The sequence below is a fragment of the Mucilaginibacter ginsenosidivorax genome (genome assembly GCF_007971525.1).
GTDB classification, from domain to species: domain Bacteria; phylum Bacteroidota; class Bacteroidia; order Sphingobacteriales; family Sphingobacteriaceae; genus Mucilaginibacter; species Mucilaginibacter ginsenosidivorax.
Genome location: NZ_CP042437.1, coordinates 524,939 through 546,872, shown reverse-complemented (window position 1 = coordinate 546,872; position 21,934 = coordinate 524,939). Strand labels below are relative to the sequence as shown.

The 21,934-nt window shown below is 44.9% G+C and carries 13 protein-coding genes and 1 other RNA gene; 9 read left to right on the top strand and 5 right to left on the bottom strand.

Annotated features, from left to right (window positions below):
- Positions 1 to 108 precede the first annotated feature (108 nt).
- Entirely contained in the window at positions 109 to 813 is a 705-nt protein-coding gene (locus FSB76_RS02350; RefSeq protein ID WP_225976395.1) for a LytR/AlgR family response regulator transcription factor, read from the bottom strand.
- Positions 810 to 1,841, bottom strand: coding sequence for a sensor histidine kinase (locus FSB76_RS02345; RefSeq protein WP_147051997.1), 1,032 nt, complete (start codon positions 1,839 to 1,841; stop codon positions 810 to 812). The genes FSB76_RS02350 and FSB76_RS02345 overlap by 4 nt, the downstream gene beginning before the upstream one ends.
- Before the next feature lie 685 nt (positions 1,842 to 2,526).
- Between FSB76_RS02345 and FSB76_RS02340 the strand changes: the two genes are divergently transcribed.
- From FSB76_RS02340 to FSB76_RS02325, 4 genes are all read left to right on the top strand, one after another.
- Positions 2,527 to 3,129 carry a hypothetical protein gene (locus tag FSB76_RS02340; RefSeq protein WP_147051996.1) on the top strand — a complete coding sequence of 201 codons (603 nt, stop codon included), beginning with the start codon at positions 2,527 to 2,529 and terminating at the stop codon, positions 3,127 to 3,129.
- A gap of 330 nt (positions 3,130 to 3,459) precedes the next feature.
- Positions 3,460 to 4,140 carry a 3-keto-disaccharide hydrolase gene (locus FSB76_RS02335; protein WP_147051995.1) on the top strand — a complete coding sequence of 227 codons (681 nt, stop codon included), beginning with the start codon at positions 3,460 to 3,462 and terminating at the stop codon, positions 4,138 to 4,140.
- Between the two features lie 5 nt (positions 4,141 to 4,145).
- Positions 4,146 to 5,669 (top strand): Gfo/Idh/MocA family protein, encoded by a 1,524-nt coding sequence (locus tag FSB76_RS02330; RefSeq protein ID WP_147051994.1) that lies wholly within the window; start codon positions 4,146 to 4,148, stop codon positions 5,667 to 5,669.
- 72 nt (positions 5,670 to 5,741) lie between these two features.
- Positions 5,742 to 6,566, top strand: coding sequence for a tetratricopeptide repeat protein (locus FSB76_RS02325; RefSeq protein WP_147051993.1), 825 nt, complete (start codon positions 5,742 to 5,744; stop codon positions 6,564 to 6,566).
- 137 nt (positions 6,567 to 6,703) lie between these two features.
- On the opposite strand, the gene FSB76_RS02320 is transcribed toward FSB76_RS02325, so the two are convergent.
- On the bottom strand, positions 6,704 to 7,558 hold the full coding sequence (locus FSB76_RS02320; protein WP_147051992.1) for a hypothetical protein: 855 nt from the start codon (positions 7,556 to 7,558) through the stop codon (positions 6,704 to 6,706).
- Positions 7,559 to 8,122: 564 nt separating this feature from the next.
- On the opposite strand from FSB76_RS02320, the gene FSB76_RS02315 reads away from it, so the two are divergent.
- On the top strand, positions 8,123 to 13,999 hold the full coding sequence (locus tag FSB76_RS02315) for a DUF3320 domain-containing protein (RefSeq protein ID WP_147051991.1): 5,877 nt from the start codon (positions 8,123 to 8,125) through the stop codon (positions 13,997 to 13,999).
- 128 nt (positions 14,000 to 14,127) lie between these two features.
- Positions 14,128 to 14,496, top strand: a transfer-messenger RNA (tmRNA) gene (gene ssrA / locus FSB76_RS02310).
- 495 nt (positions 14,497 to 14,991) lie between these two features.
- Here ssrA and FSB76_RS02305 read toward each other — a convergent pair.
- A complete protein-coding gene (locus FSB76_RS02305) occupies positions 14,992 to 16,518 on the bottom strand; it encodes a gluconokinase (RefSeq protein ID WP_147051990.1) in 1,527 nt (508 codons plus the stop codon).
- Positions 16,515 to 17,408, bottom strand: coding sequence for an AraC family transcriptional regulator (locus tag FSB76_RS02300; RefSeq protein WP_147051989.1), 894 nt, complete (start codon positions 17,406 to 17,408; stop codon positions 16,515 to 16,517). Before FSB76_RS02300 ends, FSB76_RS02305 begins: the two co-directional genes overlap by 4 nt.
- A gap of 479 nt (positions 17,409 to 17,887) precedes the next feature.
- Here FSB76_RS02300 and FSB76_RS02295 point away from each other — a divergent pair, with 479 nt between their 5' ends.
- The 3 genes from FSB76_RS02295 to FSB76_RS02285 all read left to right on the top strand — a co-directional run bounded on the left by FSB76_RS02295 (position 17,888) and on the right by FSB76_RS02285 (position 21,867).
- The gene (locus FSB76_RS02295) at positions 17,888 to 18,724 is read left to right on the top strand and encodes a fumarylacetoacetate hydrolase family protein (RefSeq protein WP_147051988.1); all 837 of its coding nucleotides are present in this window, start codon (positions 17,888 to 17,890) and stop codon (positions 18,722 to 18,724) included.
- Positions 18,725 to 18,819: 95 nt separating this feature from the next.
- Positions 18,820 to 20,535: an IlvD/Edd family dehydratase gene (locus FSB76_RS02290; RefSeq protein WP_147051987.1), complete on the top strand. Its 1,716-nt coding sequence runs from the start codon at positions 18,820 to 18,822 to the stop codon at positions 20,533 to 20,535.
- A gap of 15 nt (positions 20,536 to 20,550) precedes the next feature.
- Positions 20,551 to 21,867, top strand: a complete 1,317-nt coding sequence (locus FSB76_RS02285; protein WP_147051986.1) for a gluconate:H+ symporter — start codon at positions 20,551 to 20,553, stop codon at positions 21,865 to 21,867.
- Positions 21,868 to 21,934 lie beyond the last annotated feature (67 nt).

Genomic DNA, 21,934 nt, shown 5'->3' with positions numbered 1-21,934 from the left:
GGCCGAAAGTCCGAAGGGAAGATAAATCGTAAAACTTGCAGCCTAATCTTCAAACTTTTAGGCATTCCTACTTCCGGACTTTCGGACTTCCGGACTTTTCCGACTAAACTAAACCTTCCCAATCATTTTATTAATCACCTCCCTGTAGCTGTCGCTTAGGGGCACTTCGGTGTTGATGAGTTTTATGCGGGCACGGCGCAGCTGGGATACATGCTGCAGGTTTACCACGAATGATTTATGCACCCTGAAAAATTGCTCGGCGGGTAGTTGCAGTTCTACAGCTTTAAGGCTGATGCGCGATAAAACCGGTTTTTGCTGATTAGTGAAATGTACTTTTACATAATCTTTCAGCCCCTCGATATATTCTACCTGGTCAAAACTGATTTTGATGAGGTTATAGTCGGCATGCAAAAAAAAATAATTTTTTACAACAGGCTGGGGTACATAGCTCCGGCGAAGTTCAAACAGGTCGATAGCCTTATGGCAGGCTTTTAAAAAACGGTCAAGCGGTACCGGTTTTACCAGGTAGTCAATTACATCCAGTTCAAAACCTTCCAGTGCAAATTTTTCATAAGCCGTTACAAATATCACCATGGGGCGCTGGGTGAGGCTTTTAATGAGCTGTAAACCATTAATGCCTGGCATATAGATATCGCAAAATATCAGGTCAATCTGCTCCTTCTGCATGGCCAGGATGGCTTCGCCGGCATTGCGGCAGCGTGCTGCTATTTGTATGCTATGCACATGTTTCAGGTTATCTTCCAGCAGGTCGAGGGCCAGCGGTTCGTCGTCAATAATCAGGCATCGCATCATTTAAGTTCAATTTGCAGCATTACAATATAAGTTTGTTCGTTTTTATTGATGTATAAGTTGTGTTTACCGGGGTAAAGTAGTTCCAGCCGCCGTTTTACATTGGCTAAACCGATGCCGCTATCATTATCCTTTTGCTTTTCGGCCGCGTTATACACGTTTTGTACGGTAAACCGCAGTGTTTCTTCATCGGCAAAAAGTGTAACCGCTATATCGGGCCGGGCAATATCGCCGGTTCCGTGCTTAAAGGCATTCTCCACAAAAGGGATCAGCAGCATAGGCTCGATAGTTTTATCAGGCGCTTTTATATCCGATTTAAAGTAAATTTTTACCAGGTCGCCAAAGCGCAGTTGTTGCAGGTCGATATAACTGCGCAGGTAATCTTCTTTTTTTTGCACTGTTACCATTTCGGCATCAGTAACATAAAGCATGTAACGCAATAATTTTGATAATTGTATAAGCGTAGGCTCAACTGCCGCAGGATTTAACCTGGATAAGGCCACAGCGCTGTTTATAACGTTAAATATAAAGTGCGGACTGATCTGCGAACGCAGAAAAGCCAGTTCGGACAGGAGCGAGGCATTGGTGATATCCTTCTTTTTATTCATCGCCCTAAACTGATCGGCCAGGTAATGGTAGGCGAAACTGCCCGCTGTAATAGATAGTAATGGGAAAAGTACAAATAAAGGTCCGCGTGGTGCCCGGCCTTCCATATCTTTTACATTGGGCAAAGGAAAATGCGGCCTGGCATATAGCAGCACGATGTTAAAAACTACAAAGGATGCCAACAAAGCCAAAAAGTAAAGCCAGATATTCTTTTTTAAAACCTTGGGGATAAGTAAAAAGGCATTCAGGTAAAACTCGGCGGCAAGTACCAGGTTGAAGGTGATGATACGTCCGGGCGAAAAAAAGTGCTGCGGCATGCCCCGCATATCCGGCCGGGAAATAATAGGGGTATAAATAATAAGCGCCCAAAATAGCAGGTGGATAAACACCTCGATAACAAGCGCCGGCTTTATGCGGTTAAACATGCGGGCTAAGGTAAACTCATTTATCCATCGTATTAAATACAATAGACGAGCGGCTTAAATGTGCCGACGAAAAGGCCTTTAGTTCTGAGTTCTGAGTTCTGAGTTCTGAGTTCTGAGTTCTGAGTTCTGAGTTCTGAGTTCTGAGTTCTGAGTTCTGAGTTCTGAGTTCTGAGTTCTGAGTTCTGAGTTAGCATTATGTTAAATAGTTAAAACAATCATAAGTCAAGGAGCTTTCCATAATGACCAATGACCAATGACCAATGACCAATGACCAATGACTAATGACCAACCACCTACTGCGTCATTATTACACAATAATAGTGGAGTAATTTCCACAAACTATTACGCAATTTTAAATTAAGTGTTGTTTTAAGCATTTTAACCCATATTTAATAATTGGTATTGCAATTGAATATAACTTAATATCCTTCTCAAAGGATTGTTTTTCATAGGTAGATGTAAAGGCCGATAAAACTGCGAGAGTTTTTCGGCCTTATTTTTTTGCTGCCTGATGATTGTTGAATAACCGGATAAGGCCAGCTTCACCGTTCTTTTGACTTAGTACTACAAAGTGCCTTGCGAAATATATAATTAGGTCCGTTACAAAATCAACAAAACAATTATCTTAGCCATTGAAAGTCGCGATCTTTACTCGTTGTTTTAAACCTTAAACCCACAAACCGGTATGCATATTTTTTTACGCGCCAAACACTGGCAATTGTTCCTTTTATCGTTTGGTATCCCTATGTTGCTGCAAATAGTAATGATGGGCAGTATTATTACGGGTTTGAGCCCTAACGCCGGTCCCGATTTTATATTTAGCTATTTTAAATTTTTTCCGTTTATTATGCTGCTGTTTATGGGCACCATGTTTGGCTGGTTTTGGTCGGTGGCCACAGGCTTACAAAGCACGGTTCCTGCGGGTATAAAAATGAAGGTTACCTTATTTAAGGTTTTTCTGCTTATCCCTGTAATATATATAACAGTCCTTTGTATAACTCTTCCTACGTTATTTTTGTCTCTCCATTTTAATAACGTTCATAACCCGGCACCAATTTTATTGGCTTTTTCAGTTATTGTTCCGCTGCATTTATTTAGCATGTTCTGCATTTTTTACTGTATGTATTTTGCCGCAAAAACTATTAAAACAGTCGAGCTTCAGCGCGAGGTTACCTTTAGCGATTTTACCGGCGAGTTTTTCCTCATCTGGTTTTTCTGCATCGGCATCTGGATATTACAACCAAAAATAAACAGGTTGGTCAATCAACAGAAAGAGGAAGTTATTTAGTATCCAATATCGTTTAGTCTACAATTTATTAGACCAGGGGTTTTGCTATCCCCTGTTAGCTGCTAAGCCTGTTTGTTATTGCCAATGCTATCAATTGCGATATTATTCACCATAAGTCGTTATTGCTATTTATTGTTCCTTTTAAGCTTGATTGAGTTTTTAAGTACCGAATGGCGCATTAATTTTATGTTATGATATAGGTAAGGTTATCGTAAATGCGTTCATGTATCTGTATTAAATCAGCCTGCAAATTCCACCCCGCTTGCATCATTCAAATAAATATCTCTACATTAGTACAACCAATTATAAACCATTTAATTCCTGTCTGCCATGATTAAAAAGCACTTTCAGCGAGGCCTGTTTGGCTGTTTATTTTTCGCTATTTTATTTTCTGTAAATGCCCAGGCGCAAAATAAGGATGGCTGGCGACAGCTTTTTAACGGTAAAGACCTTAATGGCTGGAAACAGGTAGGCAAGGGCAGCCGCTATGTAAAGGATGGCTTAACCGGCAGCCACGGCGGCATGGGCTTATTGTACTGGACGAAGGAAAAATTCAGCAATTGCACCATCCGCGTAGTTTATAAAATGCAAAAGTTTAACAGTAATGCCGGCGTATTCATCCGCATACCGCTGGAGCCCCGCGAGGAATGGATGCCCGTATTTTATGGTTATGAGGTGCAGATAGATAACCACCCGGAAACCTCCAAAGAGGACGACTACCATATTACCGGCACCCTGTACTCGCTTACCAAGCCATTGGCCAAACCGGGTAAGCCCGGCCCGCAGTGGAATACTATGGAAATTACACTGGATGGCCCGCGAACTATAGTTGTGGTCAACGGTCAAAAAGTAACCGACTATAAAGAGGGCGACCCGACGCCGGCCCGCAAATTTGATTTTGAACCGTTCCGCGGCATTCGTCCTAATGAGGGCTACATAGGTTTGCAAAACCATGGCGATGACGATGTGGTTTTTTTTAAGGAAGTAGCTGTTAAACCATTGCATAAATAATAACCATGGAGCAATTGGATGAAACAAAAGACCACAATGGCATAAGCCGCGCCGACTTTATAAAAAAAGCCGCCATAGCAACAGCCGGTTTTTACATCGTGCCTCGTTTTGTGCTGGGTGGCAAAGGTTACACCGCGCCAAGCGATAAGCTGTACATTGCCGCGATAGGTTGCGGCGGCGAAGCCGAAAATGATATTAAGCACTTTGCTACCGCGCCTAAAAAGAATGCCGTTATAGCCTTTTTATGCGATGTTGACGACAGGCAGGCCGCCCCACGCCGCAAAGAGTTCCCCAAAGCGCCTTATTATCACGACTGGCGCGAGTTGTTTGATAAACAGCATAAAAACTTTGATGCCGTAACCGTGGCCATACCCGATCATAACCACGCTTTGGTTGGGCTGAGCGCTATGCAACTTAAAAAACATTTGTACCTGCAAAAGCCATTAACACATGACATTTACGAAGCTCGCATATTAACCCAGGCATCGGAAAAATACCAGGTGGTAACCCAAATGGGCGACCAGGGGGCATCCTGTGATGGTATGCGCACCATGCGCGAATGGTTTGAAGCCGGCCTGATAGGCGATATCGAGAAAGTATACTGCTGGACCGACAGGCCGGTTTGGCCGCAAGGCATTTCATGGCCAAAAACAAGCCCGCCAATTCCTAAAGAACTTAAATGGGATTTGTGGCTGGGTACTGCAAAGCAAACCAATTATATTGACAACCTGGTGCCCTTTAACTGGCGCGGCTGGTGGGAGTTTGGCACCGGCGCGCTGGGCGATATGGGCTGCCACATTATGGGGCCGCCTTTTAAACTGCTTGGCCTGGGTTACCCAACCGAAGTTTCGGGCAGTGCCAGCACCGTTTACAGCGGTATTTTTAAAGAAGGTATTTATCCCGAAAGCGGGCCCGTATCCAGTTCAATCAAGTTTAAATTTAAACAGCAAAATGGTAAAAACCTCGATTTGTATTGGATGGACGGCGGCATAACTCCCGAGCGCCTTAACGAGCTTGACCCAGCCTTAAACATGAATGAAGCCCTGGGCGATTTCCCCGGCGAAAATGATTTTGAAGGCTGTACACTGTTTATAGGCACCAAAGGGAAGGTTTCCTGCGGATGGGGAGGCAGTCACCCCCGACTGCTGCCGCTGACCTTAAACAAGGATATAAACGTACCCGAAAAGTACCCGCGCGTTGCCGGTGGTATGGATGGCCATTGGTGGCAATGGGTTGATGCCAGTATAGCTGGCTACGGCAAAATGGAGGTGGATTCGCCATTTGTGGGGTATGCAGGGCCATTGACAGAAACAGTGCTGATGGGCAACCTGTTGCTGCGCACCTTTAACCTGCGCGAGAAAATAAAACGCAACGATCCGGTTTATGGCAACATGGAAGGCTACAAATTCAGCGGCAGGTACACCGGTTTGAATTGGGATGGCGAAAACATGCGCGTAACCAACTTTGAACCAGCCAATCAATACATCCGCCGTACATACCGGCAGGGTTGGGGCGAGTTGAAATTGTAATAGCGTCGGAAGTGTTCTGGCTAATAATAGTTTGATCTTTGGAAAAGATGGTCGAAGGTTTATATTTACATCATGCGTAAACCTTTGGTGTTATTCCTAATAAACATGATAATTTCCTCAATAGGATTTTGTCAGACTGATACATTAAAAGCTTATGGATTTTTCCAGAAAGGGCATCAGCAACAGGTGCTTCGTAATTATTCTGATGCGCGGGTTTACTATGATTCTGCTATAGTTGTCAATCCAAAATATTACGGGCCTTATTTTTATAGGGGGCTGGTCAGATATTACCTTAAGGATATCAAAGGTTCTATCGAGGATTATAGTGTTTACTTACAGGGCTATCCTAAAGCGGCCAGTGCTTATGATAACCGTGGCTGGTCAAAATATGTTTTGGGAGACAATAACGGAGCCTTAACTGACTATAATCAAGCCATTTTCTTAAATCCTAACGTTTCAAAAGCGTATTTGAACAGGGGAGGGGTTGAAAACCGATTGCAATTACATAATGATGCGTTAAAAGACTTTAACAAGGCCCTCAGTCTGAATCCGGGTAATCCCGATATCTACTTTAATATAGGCATTACTAAGGCAGTGTTAAAAGATTTTTCGGGCGCGGTAACAGCATATGATGAAGTCGTTAAGTTAAAACCAGCCTTCGATTTGGGATATTTATACAGAGGGGTTTCTCGGGCACTTTTGAAAGATATAAAAGGAGCCATCGAAGATTTGAACCAATGCCTGAAAATAAACCCCGATAACGGCGAGGCATATTTAAACTTAGGCGCGATTAAACTTGATGCGAACGATAAGCCTGGCGCTTGTGCCGACTTTAAAAAAGCTTTGGCATTAGGCAATAAGCAAGCTGAAGCGGTTATAAAGGAAAATTGCAATTAATTTCTTATACGTATTAAACGTAGGCCGTAATACTTTGAGTGTATCGGGATGGGTTACGGCAACAGTCACTTGTGTAGCCTTTTTTAACGTTATAAAACCCGGCGGGTGATATTTGTCGCTCGCCGGGTTAAAACTGTTTATAAAGCTACCGTTGTACTGTTGGTCACCTTCCAGATGGCACTACCTGGTACCGGGAAGCTTACGCCGTTGGTATTGCCACGGGTTACGGCATCCTGTTCAAAATGGTATAGCGGATGCCCTTTATAAACAAGCTGTGTTTTTCCGAATACGTTGATAGTGGTAAACTGGGTTTTATCAAAAATTGAGGGGATGCTGGCTACCTCGGTAACCTCAAAAATGGGCCACGCGGCATTATTGCTGAAATCGGCTTTGGTAAAATTGTTTTTGCTGGATGCATCCTTGCTAAACATGTACAATGTAAGCCCCTTGTCATCAGTTATAAATTGCGATGAACCTGTACCAGCTATACCCTGATCGTTGTACTGGGCCTTATCCAGCCCGATAAGTTGGGCGTTGCCAAACATAATTGTGTAGTCGGCTTTGGCTATGGCCCAAAGGTTGGCAACCTTATCACCATTGGTATCACCAGCTTTAAGGTCTTTGCTGTAATAATATAAAGGCCAGCCTTTATAGGTACTTTGTTTACTGCCATCGGGCCTGTCAATCACACCGAAATCTGATGATGTCAGGCCGGTGCCAATGGTCAACCCTGCTTTGTAAAATACGGGCCAGGTAGTAGCGCAACCGTCTACACAGGCCGAAGCACCGCTTACATCTTTGGAGAAAAAATAAAGCGAGAATCCGTTGTTATCCGTAAGTAACTTGCCGAAGGTAGCGTTATCGGTCAGCACAACTCCGGTTAGCTGCGGCGTTGGTATAATCCGGTTTGAACTTTTACTGCATGAGGAGCCCAACAGTACAATGCTTACAAACACTGCAATGATAGCATGAGGTAACTTGTAATTTTTCATAGGTTTTAATTTAAGATGTAGTTGATTTTATTAGTCATTACTCTAAAAAAGGGTAAATGGTTGCTTTTTAAGAAATGTAAAATTTAGGATGTAACTAAATGCCCGGTGGAAATTCTGAATGGGGAATAACGTATATCGCATGGCGGCGAAGACTCACCCGGCGAGGCTGCGCCCGCCACCCTCTCTTCACCTGTGGTGGAAAGAGGGGCTTGAACGCTGAATATAAATACGTTATAAAAAATAAGTAATAAATTTTCAAACCCCTCTTTCCGGCGAAGCCGAAGAGAGGGTGGCCAGCGCAGCGTAGCCGGGTGAGTCTTAACCAGCGTTGAAAGCCAATGTTTGTGTAAATATTGAATGTGTCATATGAGTAACGAATCGGAGGTGATTTAAGCGATGCTGTGAATACACTATACTATCGAAATCACAACGTCTTTTTTATACGAGACTCATGTGTTCCAACCAGTCCCCCATGCCCATATTTTAGCCGGGTATATTAAAAAAACACATTCGCAGCGTTTAATATGGAACAGATAAAAATAAATATCTATCTTTTCAACTAATATGAGCACGCATATTTTAACAGCAGCAGATATCAATCTTACATATACCCCTGTAATCAATTTCGCACTTCAGCAAAACCATGTGCCGGTAATCCGGTCACTGGTAATTAACAACACTACCGGTGCCGATTGGAATGCCCTGGAAGTTGAAATTACCGTTGAACCGGCATTTGCACCTTCGTGGAAAAGGCTTTACGGGTATGTAGAACAGGGGGATGCCTATGAAACAGGGGCTATACAGCTCAATTTATCAGCCCAATACCTGGCAGAATTAACTGAGAAAGTATCGGGTACCATAAATATTATTATCCGTAATGGCGATGAACTGCTATTGTCAGAAAATCGCCCGATAGAACTGCTTGCTTATGACCAATGGAATGGCCTGGGCTTGCTGCCCGAGATGCTGGCAGCTTTTGTAACGCCAAATCACCCCGAAATTCCGAAGATCCTTCGCCGGGCATCTGCCATTTTACAAAGCTGGACGGATAACCCATCATTTGACGATTACCAAAGCCGCAGCCCCGATAGGGTACGTAAGCAAATGGCTGCTATTTACGAGGCCATTGCCGAGCAGCAACTGATATATTGTACAGTACCTGCCAGCTTTGAGGAAAGCGGCCAGCGCATTCGGCTTTGTGATGCCATATTTGCCAACAGGCTGGCCAATTGCCTCGATCTATCATTGTTATATGCCGCCTGTATGGAGGCTGTGGGGATCCATCCGATTATTATCATAGTGAAAGGGCACGCCTTTGCCGGCGGCTGGCTGGTTGACGAATCATTTGCCGATGCGGTGAACGATGATCCATCGCTTATTACCAAACGCACGGTGGATGGTATAAGTGAGATAGCTATTGTAGAGGCTACCTGCATGAATGCGGGCAACAATACCTCATTTGATTCGGCAGCTGCATCGGCCGGGCAAAAAATGTTGAACGCCAGCGAATTTATATTATTTATAGATATTAAGCGCGCCCGTTTTAGCGGTATACGGCCGTTGCCCTTAAGGGTACAAACCGCCGCAGGCTGGGAGATTATTGAAGAAAGCCGCCAGCAGCGGGCCAATGCCCTGCCCGAAGAAATTTACGCCGGACAAAAACTAAAAAATGTAGATCATATCGAGATTTCCAAACAGCGCCTCTGGGAGCGTAAATTACTCGACCTTACGTTGCGTAACAGCCTGCTCAATATCCGGATAACCAAAAGCGTAGTGCAATTTATGACCGTGAACGTTGGAAAACTGGAAGATGCCCTGGCCGATGGGCAGGAGTTCCAGGTGTTGCCAAGGCCGGCCGATTGGGATAACTCGCTGCGCGATGCCGGCATGTACCAGGCCCTGCATCAATCAGACCCGATTGCCGAGTTGATACAGCACGAACTGAGTCAAAAACGTATCCGTAGTTTTTTACCCGAGCCGGAGTTAACCAACGGCCTTACCAGTTTGTTCCGTGCCTCGCGGTTATCCATCGAGGAGAATGGAGCTAACACGCTTTATATCGGCCTGGGTTTGCTAAGATGGTATGAAACCGATGCAAGCGAGCGCCCGAGGTATGCGCCAGTATTGCTGGTGCCGGTAGAGATCATTCGTAAATCGGCCCAAAAGGGCTACGTAATTCGCAGCCGCGACGAGGAAACTATGGTGAACATTACCTTGCTGGAAATGATAAGGCAGGATTTTGGCATCACCATTGGAGGCCTGGATACATTACCTAAAGACGAAAGCGGGGTAGATGTAAAGCTGATATTTAACATTGTTCGGCAGGCCATCATGGCCAAGTCAAGATGGGATGTAGAGGAACAGGCGGTGCTGGGCACCTTCTCGTTCAGTAAGTTTATCCTCTGGAACGATATTCATAACAATGCCGATCATCTTTATCGCAATAAAGTGGTAGCCAGTCTGGTATCGGGCAAGCTGGAGTGGCAGGCGCAGGAAAATGCCGACGTATCGCTGATACAGGATAGCCAGCTGCACCCGGCAAATATCGCGCTCCCCATTAGTACCGATTCGTCGCAGTTGCAGGCCATAGTAAGTTCGGGCCAGGATAAAAGCTTTGTGCTGCATGGGCCCCCGGGAACGGGCAAGTCGCAAACTATTACCAATATTATAGCCAATGCCTTATACGCCGGGAAGCGGGTGCTTTTTGTAGCAGCAAAAAAAGCCGCTCTTGAAGTGGTGGAAGACAGGCTGGAATCAATAGGCATAGGCGATTTTTGCCTCGAGTTGCATTCCAACAAATCAAAAAAAACAGCGGTGCTGGAGCAGCTGAAAGCAGCTACCGAGGTGGCCCGCAAAGCCGCCCCCGAAAGCCACCGCGACGAGGCCGACCGCCTGTTTGCCCTGCGAAATGAGTTGAATACCTATGTTGAAGTGCTACATAAAAAATACCCGTTCGGGTATTCGTTGTTTGATTTGTTTAGCAGCTACAGCCGTTTTGAAAAAGGGGAGGATAGGGTATATTTTACAGCAGGCGCGATAGCGCAGCTAAGCCCTGCAAAGCTAACTGCCTGGCACGATGTAGCCGAAGAATTACAGGTAGCCGGTGCGCTAATAGGCCAGCCGGCAAACCATGCCCTGCAATACATGCGTTTGCAGCAATATAATAACCAGCTAAAACAAGACGCCGGCCAATTGATAGAGAATCTGCTTGACCTTTTAAGCAAATACCAAAGCGAGCTTGTTGGCGTAAGCAGGTTGCTGAAAATAAACGGGTTGGTTAAAGGCAAGGAGCAGCAGCAATCGTTACATAACCTGGTAAGTTTACTGCTCAACTTGCCCGATATTCCGGCATCATTGCTGCAGGCCGATTTTCTGGAGCAAACCTTTGCCCAGGTAGTAGGCGTTGCGGCTCATGGGCAACAGCGCGATAAACTACGTTCGGCTTTGCTTGGCCGGTATCAAAAAGAAGTTTTAGCTATACCTGCGCAAAGAATTTTATCTGAATGGAATATTGCCGATGGTAAATGGTTTTTACCCCGGTGGCTGGGCCAGCGGACAATTGTAAAAAACATGCGCGCGCTATCGGCCACGGGGCAAATTGATAAATCGGCCATAGCCCAGGACTTGCAGCAGGTGATAGCCTTCCGGGCAGAACAGGATGTGATTGACAAAGCTGCTTTTTTACCCGGCCTGCTCGGCTTTTTATGGAAAAGTGGCGATCCCGACTGGGACGGTCTGATTCGTATCAGCGATGCCGTTATCAATATTAACCGCGCCGCAGGAACGCTTGTAGGTGCCACCCAGTTAAGGGAGTGGCGGGCGGCATTATCGCGCGAGTTTACCGAAGGCAGCAGGGCGTTTATTATCCAAAACTCAGGCGCGTTAAGCGGCTTACTGGCTACAGAGCAGCAAATGACTACTACCGAAGGGCAAATTCAACAACTGTTGGGTATAAACTTTGCCACGTTGCCCGTTGTTACCGGCGATTATACTGCTGACCTGATTGATGAGGCCGTTAAATGGGTGCAACACCTTGACGAATTGAAAGATTGGTACAACTGGACATTGACACGGGACAAAGCCCTGGCCGTAAGATTAGACCCCTTACTTACCGCTTACGAAAAAGGCAGTATGGCAAATGCCGACCTGGTAAGGCAGTTTCAAAAAGGATTTTACCGCTCGGCGGCAGAATATATATTAAGCCTGCACCCCGAGCTGGCCAGTTTTAACAGCGGCCTGTTTGGCGAAAAAATAAGGAAGTTTCGCGAGGTGAGCAGCAAGTTTGAAATGCTTACCCGGGAGGAGTTATATGCAAGGCTTGCAGCAAACATTCCGTCGTTTACGCAGGAGGCATCGCAAAGCTCGGAAATTGGCATGTTGCAGCGGGTGATCAGGAATAATGGAAGGGCTATGTCTATCCGCAAAATATTTGATGGCATTCCTAATTTGCTGCACCGGCTGGCACCTTGTATGCTGATGAGCCCGATATCGGTAGCCCAGTATTTTGATGCGGGGAACCCTAAGTTCGACCTGGTGATATTTGATGAAGCATCCCAATTGCCTACCTGCGAGGCAGTTGGCGCCATTGCCCGGGGCACAAACGTAATTGTAGTAGGCGACCCCAAACAAATGCCGCCGACCAGCTTTTTTGCCACCAATAACTTTGATGAGGACAATGTGGAGAAAGAAGACCTGGAAAGCATCCTGGACGATTGCCTTGCGTTATCTATGCCATCGCAACACCTGCTGTGGCATTACAGGAGCAAGCATGAAAGTTTAATTGCGTTTAGCAATGCCAAATATTATGATAACAAGCTGCTTACCTTCCCGTCAACAGATGATATTACCAGCAAAGTGAGTTTTGTGCCTGTAGAAGGGCATTACGATAAAGGGAAAAGCAGGCAAAATAAATACGAAGCCAAAGCGATTGTTGATGAGGTGATTAAGCGATTGTCTGATCCGTTGCTGGCCAAAAGGAGTATTGGCATAGTAACCTTTAGCTCGGTGCAGCAGCTGTTGATTGATGATATGTTAACGGACGTTTTTGTACTTAGGCCCGACCTGGAAAAGATTGCCCTGGAAACAGGAGAACCCCTGTTTATCAAAAACCTGGAGAACGTTCAGGGTGATGAACGCGATGTGATCCTGTTTTCGATAGGCTATGGGCCAGACGAAAAAGGAAAAGTAAGCCTGAACTTTGGCCCGGTAAACCGCGATGGCGGCTGGAGGAGGCTAAATGTAGCTGTATCAAGGGCAAGATATGAGATGAAAGTATTTTCGACTTTAAGGTCAGATCAGATAGACCTTAACCGCACATCTTCTGAGGGCGTAGCAGGATTAAAAGCCTTTTTAGCTTATGCTGAAAAAGGGAAAAGCGCCCTGCCGCCACGTGCATCCGTTAAGCAGAAAGAAGATGGCGGGTTTGAGCTAAGCATAGCCGAATCGGTTCGTAAACATGGTTATGAAGTACACAGCCAGATAGGATGTTCTGATTTCAGGATTGACCTTGGCATTGTGGATAGGGAAAACCCATCGGCATATATTTTGGGCGTTTTAACCGATGGTAAAAATTACCATGCGGCAAGCACCTCGCGCGACAGGGAAATTGTGCAGGTGGATGTGTTAAAGTCGTTAGGATGGAATGTGCACAAGATCTGGTCGACAGAATGGTGGGAAAAGCCGGACAAGGTTATCAGCGGTATAATGGAGGCTGTTACTAAGGCAGAAGAAAGTAAAAAGAAAGCCGTCGAACCGGCGGTAACGGAAAAAGCAAAACCGGTACCACCCCGGCCCGAAGACTTAAACAACAAACCATCATTTAACAGGTCTGTTCCGGAAGCACAAGCCCGGCCCGCAACCCCGGCTGTTTCAAAAGTTGCCGAAGCATATGAGGTTAGCCACCTAGATACTGTTCATACCCTGACAGCCGATGATTTTATCATGCAGCATAACCGTGGCAAGCTTAAAGCGCAGGTATTTAATGTATTACAAACCGAATCGCCGATAAGCAAGGAGCTGCTCATCAGGCGTGTATTGGCAGCATGGGGAATTAATCGGGTAACTGCACGATACGTTAATCACCTGGACGGGGTATTTGAGCAGATGAACCTTACCCAAACTAAAACCGCAGGGGGCAATGTTTATTTCTGGAAAGTAGACCAAAACCCGGAAAAGTATAGCATCTATCGCGTTGCCAAAACCGATGCCGATAAACGGGATGCCGATGACCTGCCGCCCGAAGAGGTAGCGAACGCCATCCGCGAAATTCTTCATAACCAGGTAAGCCTTGCCCAGTCCGACCTGGTAAGGGAGGGGGCGAAGCTGTTTGGATTTGCCCGGCTTGGTACCAACGTTGAAAGCGCCATGTTAAACGGCATTGATATTGCGGTGAAAAAGGGTTTTGCAACCGTAAATGGCGAGCGTGTAGTTTATAATGGTTGATTTGTGTGTGAAAAATAGCGATGAGTATATAAATATTGCAAACTGTTAACTCAAAACTGCCAACTTTTTAACTACCTTTGTACCCTTAACTGCAAACTGCCCACCGGCAAATTGCGAACTCAAAAAATGGGGTCGACCGGAATTGACAGGATGGAGATAAGTAGGTAAGCATGCAGCGCGTTGGGTGAATTAGCGCTTTAATCTGAACGCTCAAACTTACAAATGGCGAAAATAACTACGCCTTAGCTGCCTAATTTAGAATTAGCATAGCTTTTGTCCCGCCGGTTCTGCGTTTCATTGGATCGGCATCAGGGGCATCGACAAATGAAACTGGCCTGCTTGGGGTGTGACAAGCGGGCGAGATAAGGCACCTACGGAACACGGTACAGGTAAGCGACTGACCTTCCTGTTCCCGACAATTAAACAGAAGCTAAGCATGTAGAAAGCTTACCTTATACCATGTTTGGACGAGGGTTCGAATCCCTCCGGCTCCACTTAATTCAATGTCAAAACAGACTAAAAGCCTGCAAATCAAATGATTGCAGGCTTTTGTTTTTTAGTCAAATGAGCATATTATTCACCAATTCGCAATAAAAAGGAGCGTAATTCGGTGAGTAAGTTTAAAAATTCCTTGCTCGCCAAAAAAAGACATATAGGTTTGATAATCAATGTGTTTAAATTTTAACATTTTGTACAGATGTGATTGCAAGCTTAATTTTGTTTCACTTTTTAATGCTTAAAACATTATGAAAACTAATTTCAGTTTGCTTTTTTATTTAAAAAAGCCCAAAACTATCAAAATGGCTGGTGTCTATTCATCTACGTATTATCGTAAACGGCAAACCCTCCGAAATCATCACAGGGAGCGAGTGTAATCCCAGCCTATGGAGCAACATTGCTGGTCTATTAAAGGGACTAAGCAGGACACTAAATCTTTTAAAACATACACAAGAATATTTGTAGTGGTAATACAATCTGTTCCACCTGTATCCTTATTGACTATACCGTTCCTGCAGATCTGAAATGGCGTCAAATTCATCCGCCACTTTTGTTATCAGGCTTTCAAATACTTTAAAATATTGGGCATATATCTGGTGGTTTTCGGCGTTAGGCAAATAGGTTTGATGCATGGTAACCGTTTTAGAGGCTTCTTCTAAAGAGGGATAAATACCCATCTCGGTAGCGCTTAACAGGTATGCACCCTTGCCTATGCTGTCGGCATGACTAAGTGTGCTCACCGGCTTGTTAAATATGTCGGCGATGATTTGAGTGCAAAAAGGTATGGATGCAAAACTGCCATTGATAGACAGGGTTTCAATATGCCGGTGGTTTTCCAGTGTACGGCCAATACTGTACATCTCGTATAATATCCCCTCTATGGTGGCCCGTATAAAATGTTTGCGCTCGTGCCTGATATTAACGCCAAAATAACAGCCCCTGGAGTTCGGGTTCCAGATAGGGGCTCGTTCGCCATGTAAAAAAGGAAGGAAGATTAAGCCGCCTGAGCCAACTTCAACGCCAGCTGCTTCCTCTATCAGCATTTCCATTGACTGGTCGATATCAAAAGCTTTTTGAAAATCACCAAATTGTTTAGCAAACCAATTGAATATCACACCTCCATTACTTGTAGGTCCGCCAGTGATAATATGTTTCTCAGTAAGCAGGTAGTTGAAAATTTGTTGTTTGGGATCTTCTATTATTTTATCTCCAATGATCCGGAATGCGCCACTATCTTCAATGGTAATAGTAGCCATACTGTTTTCCCATACACCGGCACCCAGTGTGGCCAGGCATCCGTCGCTTGATCCAATGAGGATTTTAACCGACGGCGACAATTTTAAAACCCTTTGATATTCTTTTTTTAGCGAAACGCCTGAATAGAAAACAGGGTGTAGGTCCGGAAGCTCCTCTGGTGTAATACCTGCAAACTCCAGCGCCGCACGGTCCCAGGTAAAATCGTGAATATTCATTAGCCCGGTTGCAGAGGCTATGCTATAATCTATCACACACGCACCGGTTAGTTGCTGAATGATATAGGTTTTTATAGGCATAAATTTCTTTGCCAGTTTAAATTTCTCAGGGTCGTGATTTTTCATCCACGCAATTTTTATCAACGACGACATAGGATGGATGGGAGTTCCCGTGGCTTTATAAATCTCTTCGCCCAGGGTGCTTTTTTTAAGGTCGGCAGCCTCTTTTTTGCCCCTATTGTCTGCCCAGGTAATGGCGTTGCCCAATGGTATGCCATCTTTATCTACCGCCAGCAAACTATGCATGGATGAGCCGAAGCAAATACAGGTTACAGTATATTTTTTAGGGTAGATTTTCTCAATAAGCAGATTTTTTAAAATATAGAGCATGGTAATAAACATCTGCTCAGGGTCCTGCTCGCTGTGATCGGGCTGCTCGTGAAAGGTAGGGTAATGCCCCTTTGATGAACTGATTAAATTACCGGAAAGATCAAAGGCAAAAACCCGTACCGCGGCTGTACCCATTTCTATAATGATGATGCAATTCATGATGTATGTTGATGATCTGATGTTTTATTTTTCCTGAATTCGCTTGGGGTGTAGCCCGTAAGTTTTTTAAAAGTTGTAGAGAAATGCTGCGACGAATAAAATCCCGTGCTCAGCGCTATGTCGGTAACATTTACCTCGTTTTTTTTAAGCAGCTTGGTAGCTTCAGTTATCCTGATGTTGATTAAATAATTCAGAGGCGAGAAACCGGAATAGTGTTTTACTTTTTCGGTAAAAGCAGTAGTCCCCATACCTATCAGCGCTGCCATTTCTTCCACTGTCCATTGATGCGCAAGGTTTTGCCGCAGCGTTTGCTCCAGCTTTAAAAATGTTTGAGGGAAATCTCTCCTGGAATTGTTTTGCCTTATCAACTGCCTGCTGATCAACACAAAAAGCTCATCAAGCAGCTGGTTTACACGCGTGTAAAAGCCCACTTCTTCATTTTGTAATTCCAGTTGTAAATTATGCATTAAAGCCTGCGCTTCTTTCAGTTTCAAAACAAGCTGTTGCCTGTTTAACAGCAAAATTTGATTAACGGATAGCTTTTCTTTTTTGGTGAGTCCGCTCCATTTGCCAAGCAAAAGCTTTCCGCAATCTTCGGTGGAAATTTTTATCCAGAATAATACGCCGATATTTAATATCCCGCTCTCTCCGCCGATACATTGCCCCGGCAATACTAGTGCGAAATCTCCGGGGTATAACGTGTGTTCCTGCAAATCAATTATCCAGGTAAATTTTCCTTCTAAAATATAATACAGGCAAATGCAGTCCGTAACCTTGCTGTTAAAGGAATTAAGTTGGATAGTATTGTTTTTTTTGTGGGCAAACTCCAGGATATGCGGAAAATGCGCAAGTTCTTTAGATTTCCCCTGCTGAAGTATCAAATGATTCATTCAGTATAATAATTGGTATGCGTTGCGCCTATCTCCGTATTGCGATGGTATTCAACAATATAAAAAAGGATGCCTGTAGCAGGCAAGTTTACGTATTATAAAAGCAAAATTTGTATAAAAACCACCGCTGTTTTTTAATGGTATTTTCCAGTTTTAATAGGATGATACTTTGACCACACCGGGCCTGGCGCCGATCATCTTTTTACCCTTTATAAAAATATCCCCGGCTCTTTATTGGCTTCGTTACCGGCATAAAAAGCTGGTATCCGGTAGTAAAACAACTTTGCAAAGCGCAACTGAACATTTAGGCCGCGAGCGTTTTTTGCCACAAGTTTTTTGTATAAAAATCAACGCTGTGTTTTTTTGGAAGACAAAGCAATTTGGTTTAACATTCTTTGTACCTAACCAAGTAACCTGTTTGTTACATTTTTTGATAAAGAAGTAACTACCGCACAAACGGCGGGTAGTGATAGATAGCTATGCATATATTTAAAACCAACGATAAAGTTATTGTAAAACACGCCGGGCTGCTTTATAGCTCGCCTGTTTGGAAGTGGGATAGTTTTATAAACCGCGAAGCGTTGCATAGCGAGGCTTTAAAAGATATCCAAAGCGTTACGGCCAACCCTTCGTTGGTTGCCGATTTGGAACACGTAAGCACACCTATTGCCAGCCAGGAAATCTGGGCCTCTGGTGTTACCTATTTGCGCAGTAAAGATGCCCGGATGGAAGAATCCAAAGATGCCGGTGGCGGCGATTTTTATGCAAGGGTTTACAGTGCCGAACGCCCCGAGATCTTTTTTAAATCTTCGGCATCCCGCGCGGTGGGGCCTGGCGGTACTGTGCGCATCCGGAAAGATTCGAAATGGAACGTTCCGGAGCCGGAGTTAGTGTTATTTATTTGCAGCGCCGGCACCATTGAGGGATACCTGATTGGCAATGATATGTCATCGAGAGACATTGAAGGGGAGAACCCTTTATATCTTCCGCAGGCTAAATCATACGATGGCGCGGCAGCGGTTGGCCCATGCCTTTACGTGCCGGCTACAACTATTTCTCCTGACACCGAAATTCAGATTGAAATATGGAGAGGCAATGATATAGTATTTGCCGAGGCCATATTGATCAGCAGGATGAAACGTACGCACCAGGAACTTGCTAATTACCTTTTTATGGAGATGTCATTCCCCCACGGTGCATACCTCATGACCGGCACAGGTATAGTGCCGCCTGATTGGTTTACACTTAACTATGGCGATGTGATAAATATTACAATAGATAACATAGGCACACTTACAAACCGCGTGGGGGAGTAGTGAGTATGAACTTGACGATGATGATCCGGTACGGCATTAGGTAATAGCCATTCACGACAGCATCACGATAACTTAAATTATAAAACAGAAATAAAATGTCACAATTCAGAAGTTCTGATTGGTTTGGAAAAACGGGTAAAATGGGGTTTTTATACCGAAGCTGGATGAAAAACCAGGGTATACCTTCCGATCTTTTCGACGGAAGACCGGTTATTGGTATTTGTAACACATGGTCAGAACTAACACCTTGTAATGCCCATTTACGCGACCTGGCCGAATCTGTTAAACGCGGGGTTTATGAAGCCGGCGGTTTTCCGGTGGAATTCCCCATCATGTCGTTGGGCGAAACATTGCTTAAACCCACTGCTATGCTTTTCAGGAACCTGGCCAGTATGGATGCCGAGGAATCAATACGCGGCAATCCGATAGACGGCGTTGTGTTGTTGACCGGCTGCGACAAAACTACGCCGGCTACCATGATGGGGGCCGCCAGCGTAGGCTTGCCTACTATAGTAGTTCCGGGTGGGCCAATGCTGAATGGTAAATACCGGGGCATGGATATCGGATCGGGCACGGCAGTATGGAAATTAACTGATGATCTTATAACCGGCAAAGTAACCAATGACGAATATCTTGCCGCCGAAAGCTGCATGTCGAGAAGTGCCGGTCATTGTATGACCATGGGCACCGCCTCTACTATGGCTTGCATGGTCGAGTCGCTTGGGATGTGTCTTTCGCAAGCTGCGGCCACTCCTGCAGTGGATTCAAGAAAGAAAGTGTTGGCCCAGTTGTCAGGCAGGCGCATTGTAGAAATGGTGAAGGAAGGGCTAACGATATCAAAAATACTCACCCGCTCAGCTTTTGAAAATGCAATTAAAGTAAACGCAGCTATTGGCGGTTCTACCAATTTTATCATACATCTTACCGCAATTGCCGGACGTGTTGGGATAGACCTATGCCTGGACGATTTTGACAGGCTTGGCAGTAAAATACCCTTGTTGCTTAATTTGATGCCCTCCGGAAAATACCTGATGGAAGACTTTTACTACGCAGGCGGGTTGCCCGTGGTATTGAAAGAGCTGGGTAGTGAATTGGATATGGATGCGATAACGGTGACAGGAAAATCGCATGCAGAAAACATAAAAGACGACGGTATATGCTATAATAATAAGGTTATTACAAGTTACAACAACCCGATTATCCCGGAGGCCGGCATAGCAGTTTTAAAAGGTAACCTGGCTATCAATGGTGCGGTTATCAAGCCTTCGGCGGCAACGCCATCGCTAATGCAGCATACGGGTAGGGCGGTGGTTTTTGAAACGATCGAAGATTATCATGCCCGGATTGATGAGCCGCAGCTTGATATAGATGAGACCTGCGTAATTGTGCTAAAAAATGTTGGCCCGGTGGGGTACCCCGGCATGCCCGAAGTGGGCAATATGGTGTTGCCTAAAAAACTGCTTGATAAAGGTATTACGGATATGGTAAGAATATCCGACGGACGGATGAGTGGCACCGCTTACGGTACTGTTGTACTCCATGTTTCGCCGGAATCTGCCATTGGCGGCAACCTGGCGCTTGTCCAAAACGGGGACCTTATACACCTCGATGTACCGGCAAGAAGAATAGACCTGCTTGTAGATGAGGCTGAACTTGAAAAACGGAGACAATTGTGGCAAAAACCAGCTTACCATACCAACAGGGGCTATGTATCTATGTACCAGCGTCACGTTCAGCAAGCCGATAAAGGAGCTGATCTTGATTTCCTGGTTGGAAACTCCGGATCTGTTGTAACCCGCGATTCGCATTAAATTAAGCTGATAATAATGACAATACTTGTACTGATCCTTTGTATTTTACTGCTTGTTGCACTGATAACATGGGCAAAGGTAAATGCTTTTCTTGCCTTTCTTGTTGTTGCTTTAGTGGCAGGTTGTTGCTTTGGCATGCCATTTACAACGGTTATCGCATCGATAAATAAAGGCCTGGGCGATACTTTAGGGTCGGTAGCAATCATTATTCTATTGGGCGCGATGCTGGGTAAGCTGGTTGCCGAAAGCGGCGCAGCACAGCGCATAGCTCATTTTATGCATGATTTGTTTGGCGCCCGATATGTAAGCTATGCCATGGCTTTGACGGGTTTTATAGTGGGTATTCCTTTATATTACAATGTAGGTTTCATTTTGTTAGTGCCTATCATCTTTTCGGTTGCTTCCAGCTATCGGTTGCCGCTGTTGTATGTGGGTATGCCAATGCTTACGGCTTTATCGGTAATGCATGGTTTTTTGCCGCCCCATCCTTCACCAATGACACTCATCAGCGTTTTTCATGCAGATGTAGTAAAAACATTTGGTTATGGGCTGATCATCGCTATTCCTGCTATAATAATTGCAGGGCCTATATTCTCGGCCACACTCAAAAAAATAGGGCCTCACAGTTTGCAATTTGCCCATAGGTCGGCCACCTTGCCTGCTCACCAGCTGCCGGGTATTGCTAACAGTATACTATCATCGCTTTTACCGGTGGTATTGATTTGTATGGCCCATTTGCTGCCTGTACTTTTTGGGCAAAATCCATTAATAAGGACTTTAGCGGCATGGTTTGCCGAACCCATTATTGCCATGCTGGCTACCGTAATTATAAGCACCTATACGCTTGGTTTGCGCAAAGGCAAATCGTTGGCAAAAATAATGGATGGTTATGTGTGTGCAGTAAAAGATATAGCCATGGTATTGCTCATTATTGGTAGCGCGGGTGCATTGAAGCAGGTATTTGTAGATAGCCACTTAAGTAACGCCCTTGCCGGTATGCTGGTTAGTAGCAGCATGCATCCCTTGTTGCTTGCATGGCTGGCTACGGCTTGTTTACGGCTTTGCCTTGGTTCGGCCACGGTGGCTGGTGTAACGGCTGCCGGGGTGTTGTTTCCGATAGCTCATCATGCAAACGTAAATACCAGTTTACTGGTGCTGGCTATCGGAGCAGGCAGCCTGTTTGGCTCGCACGTAAACGATACAGCTTTTTGGCTATGCAAAGAATATTTTGGGCTATCGGTAAAGGAAACACTCCGTTCATGGACGGTTATGGAAAGCCTGGTAGCTGTAATAGGACTTGCAGGCGTCTTATCATTAGATTTTTTAATATAAACCGATAAATGTATACACCCAATTTTAAACTAAAACCCTGCGTAAAATGAAGAAAAAACTGTACTAA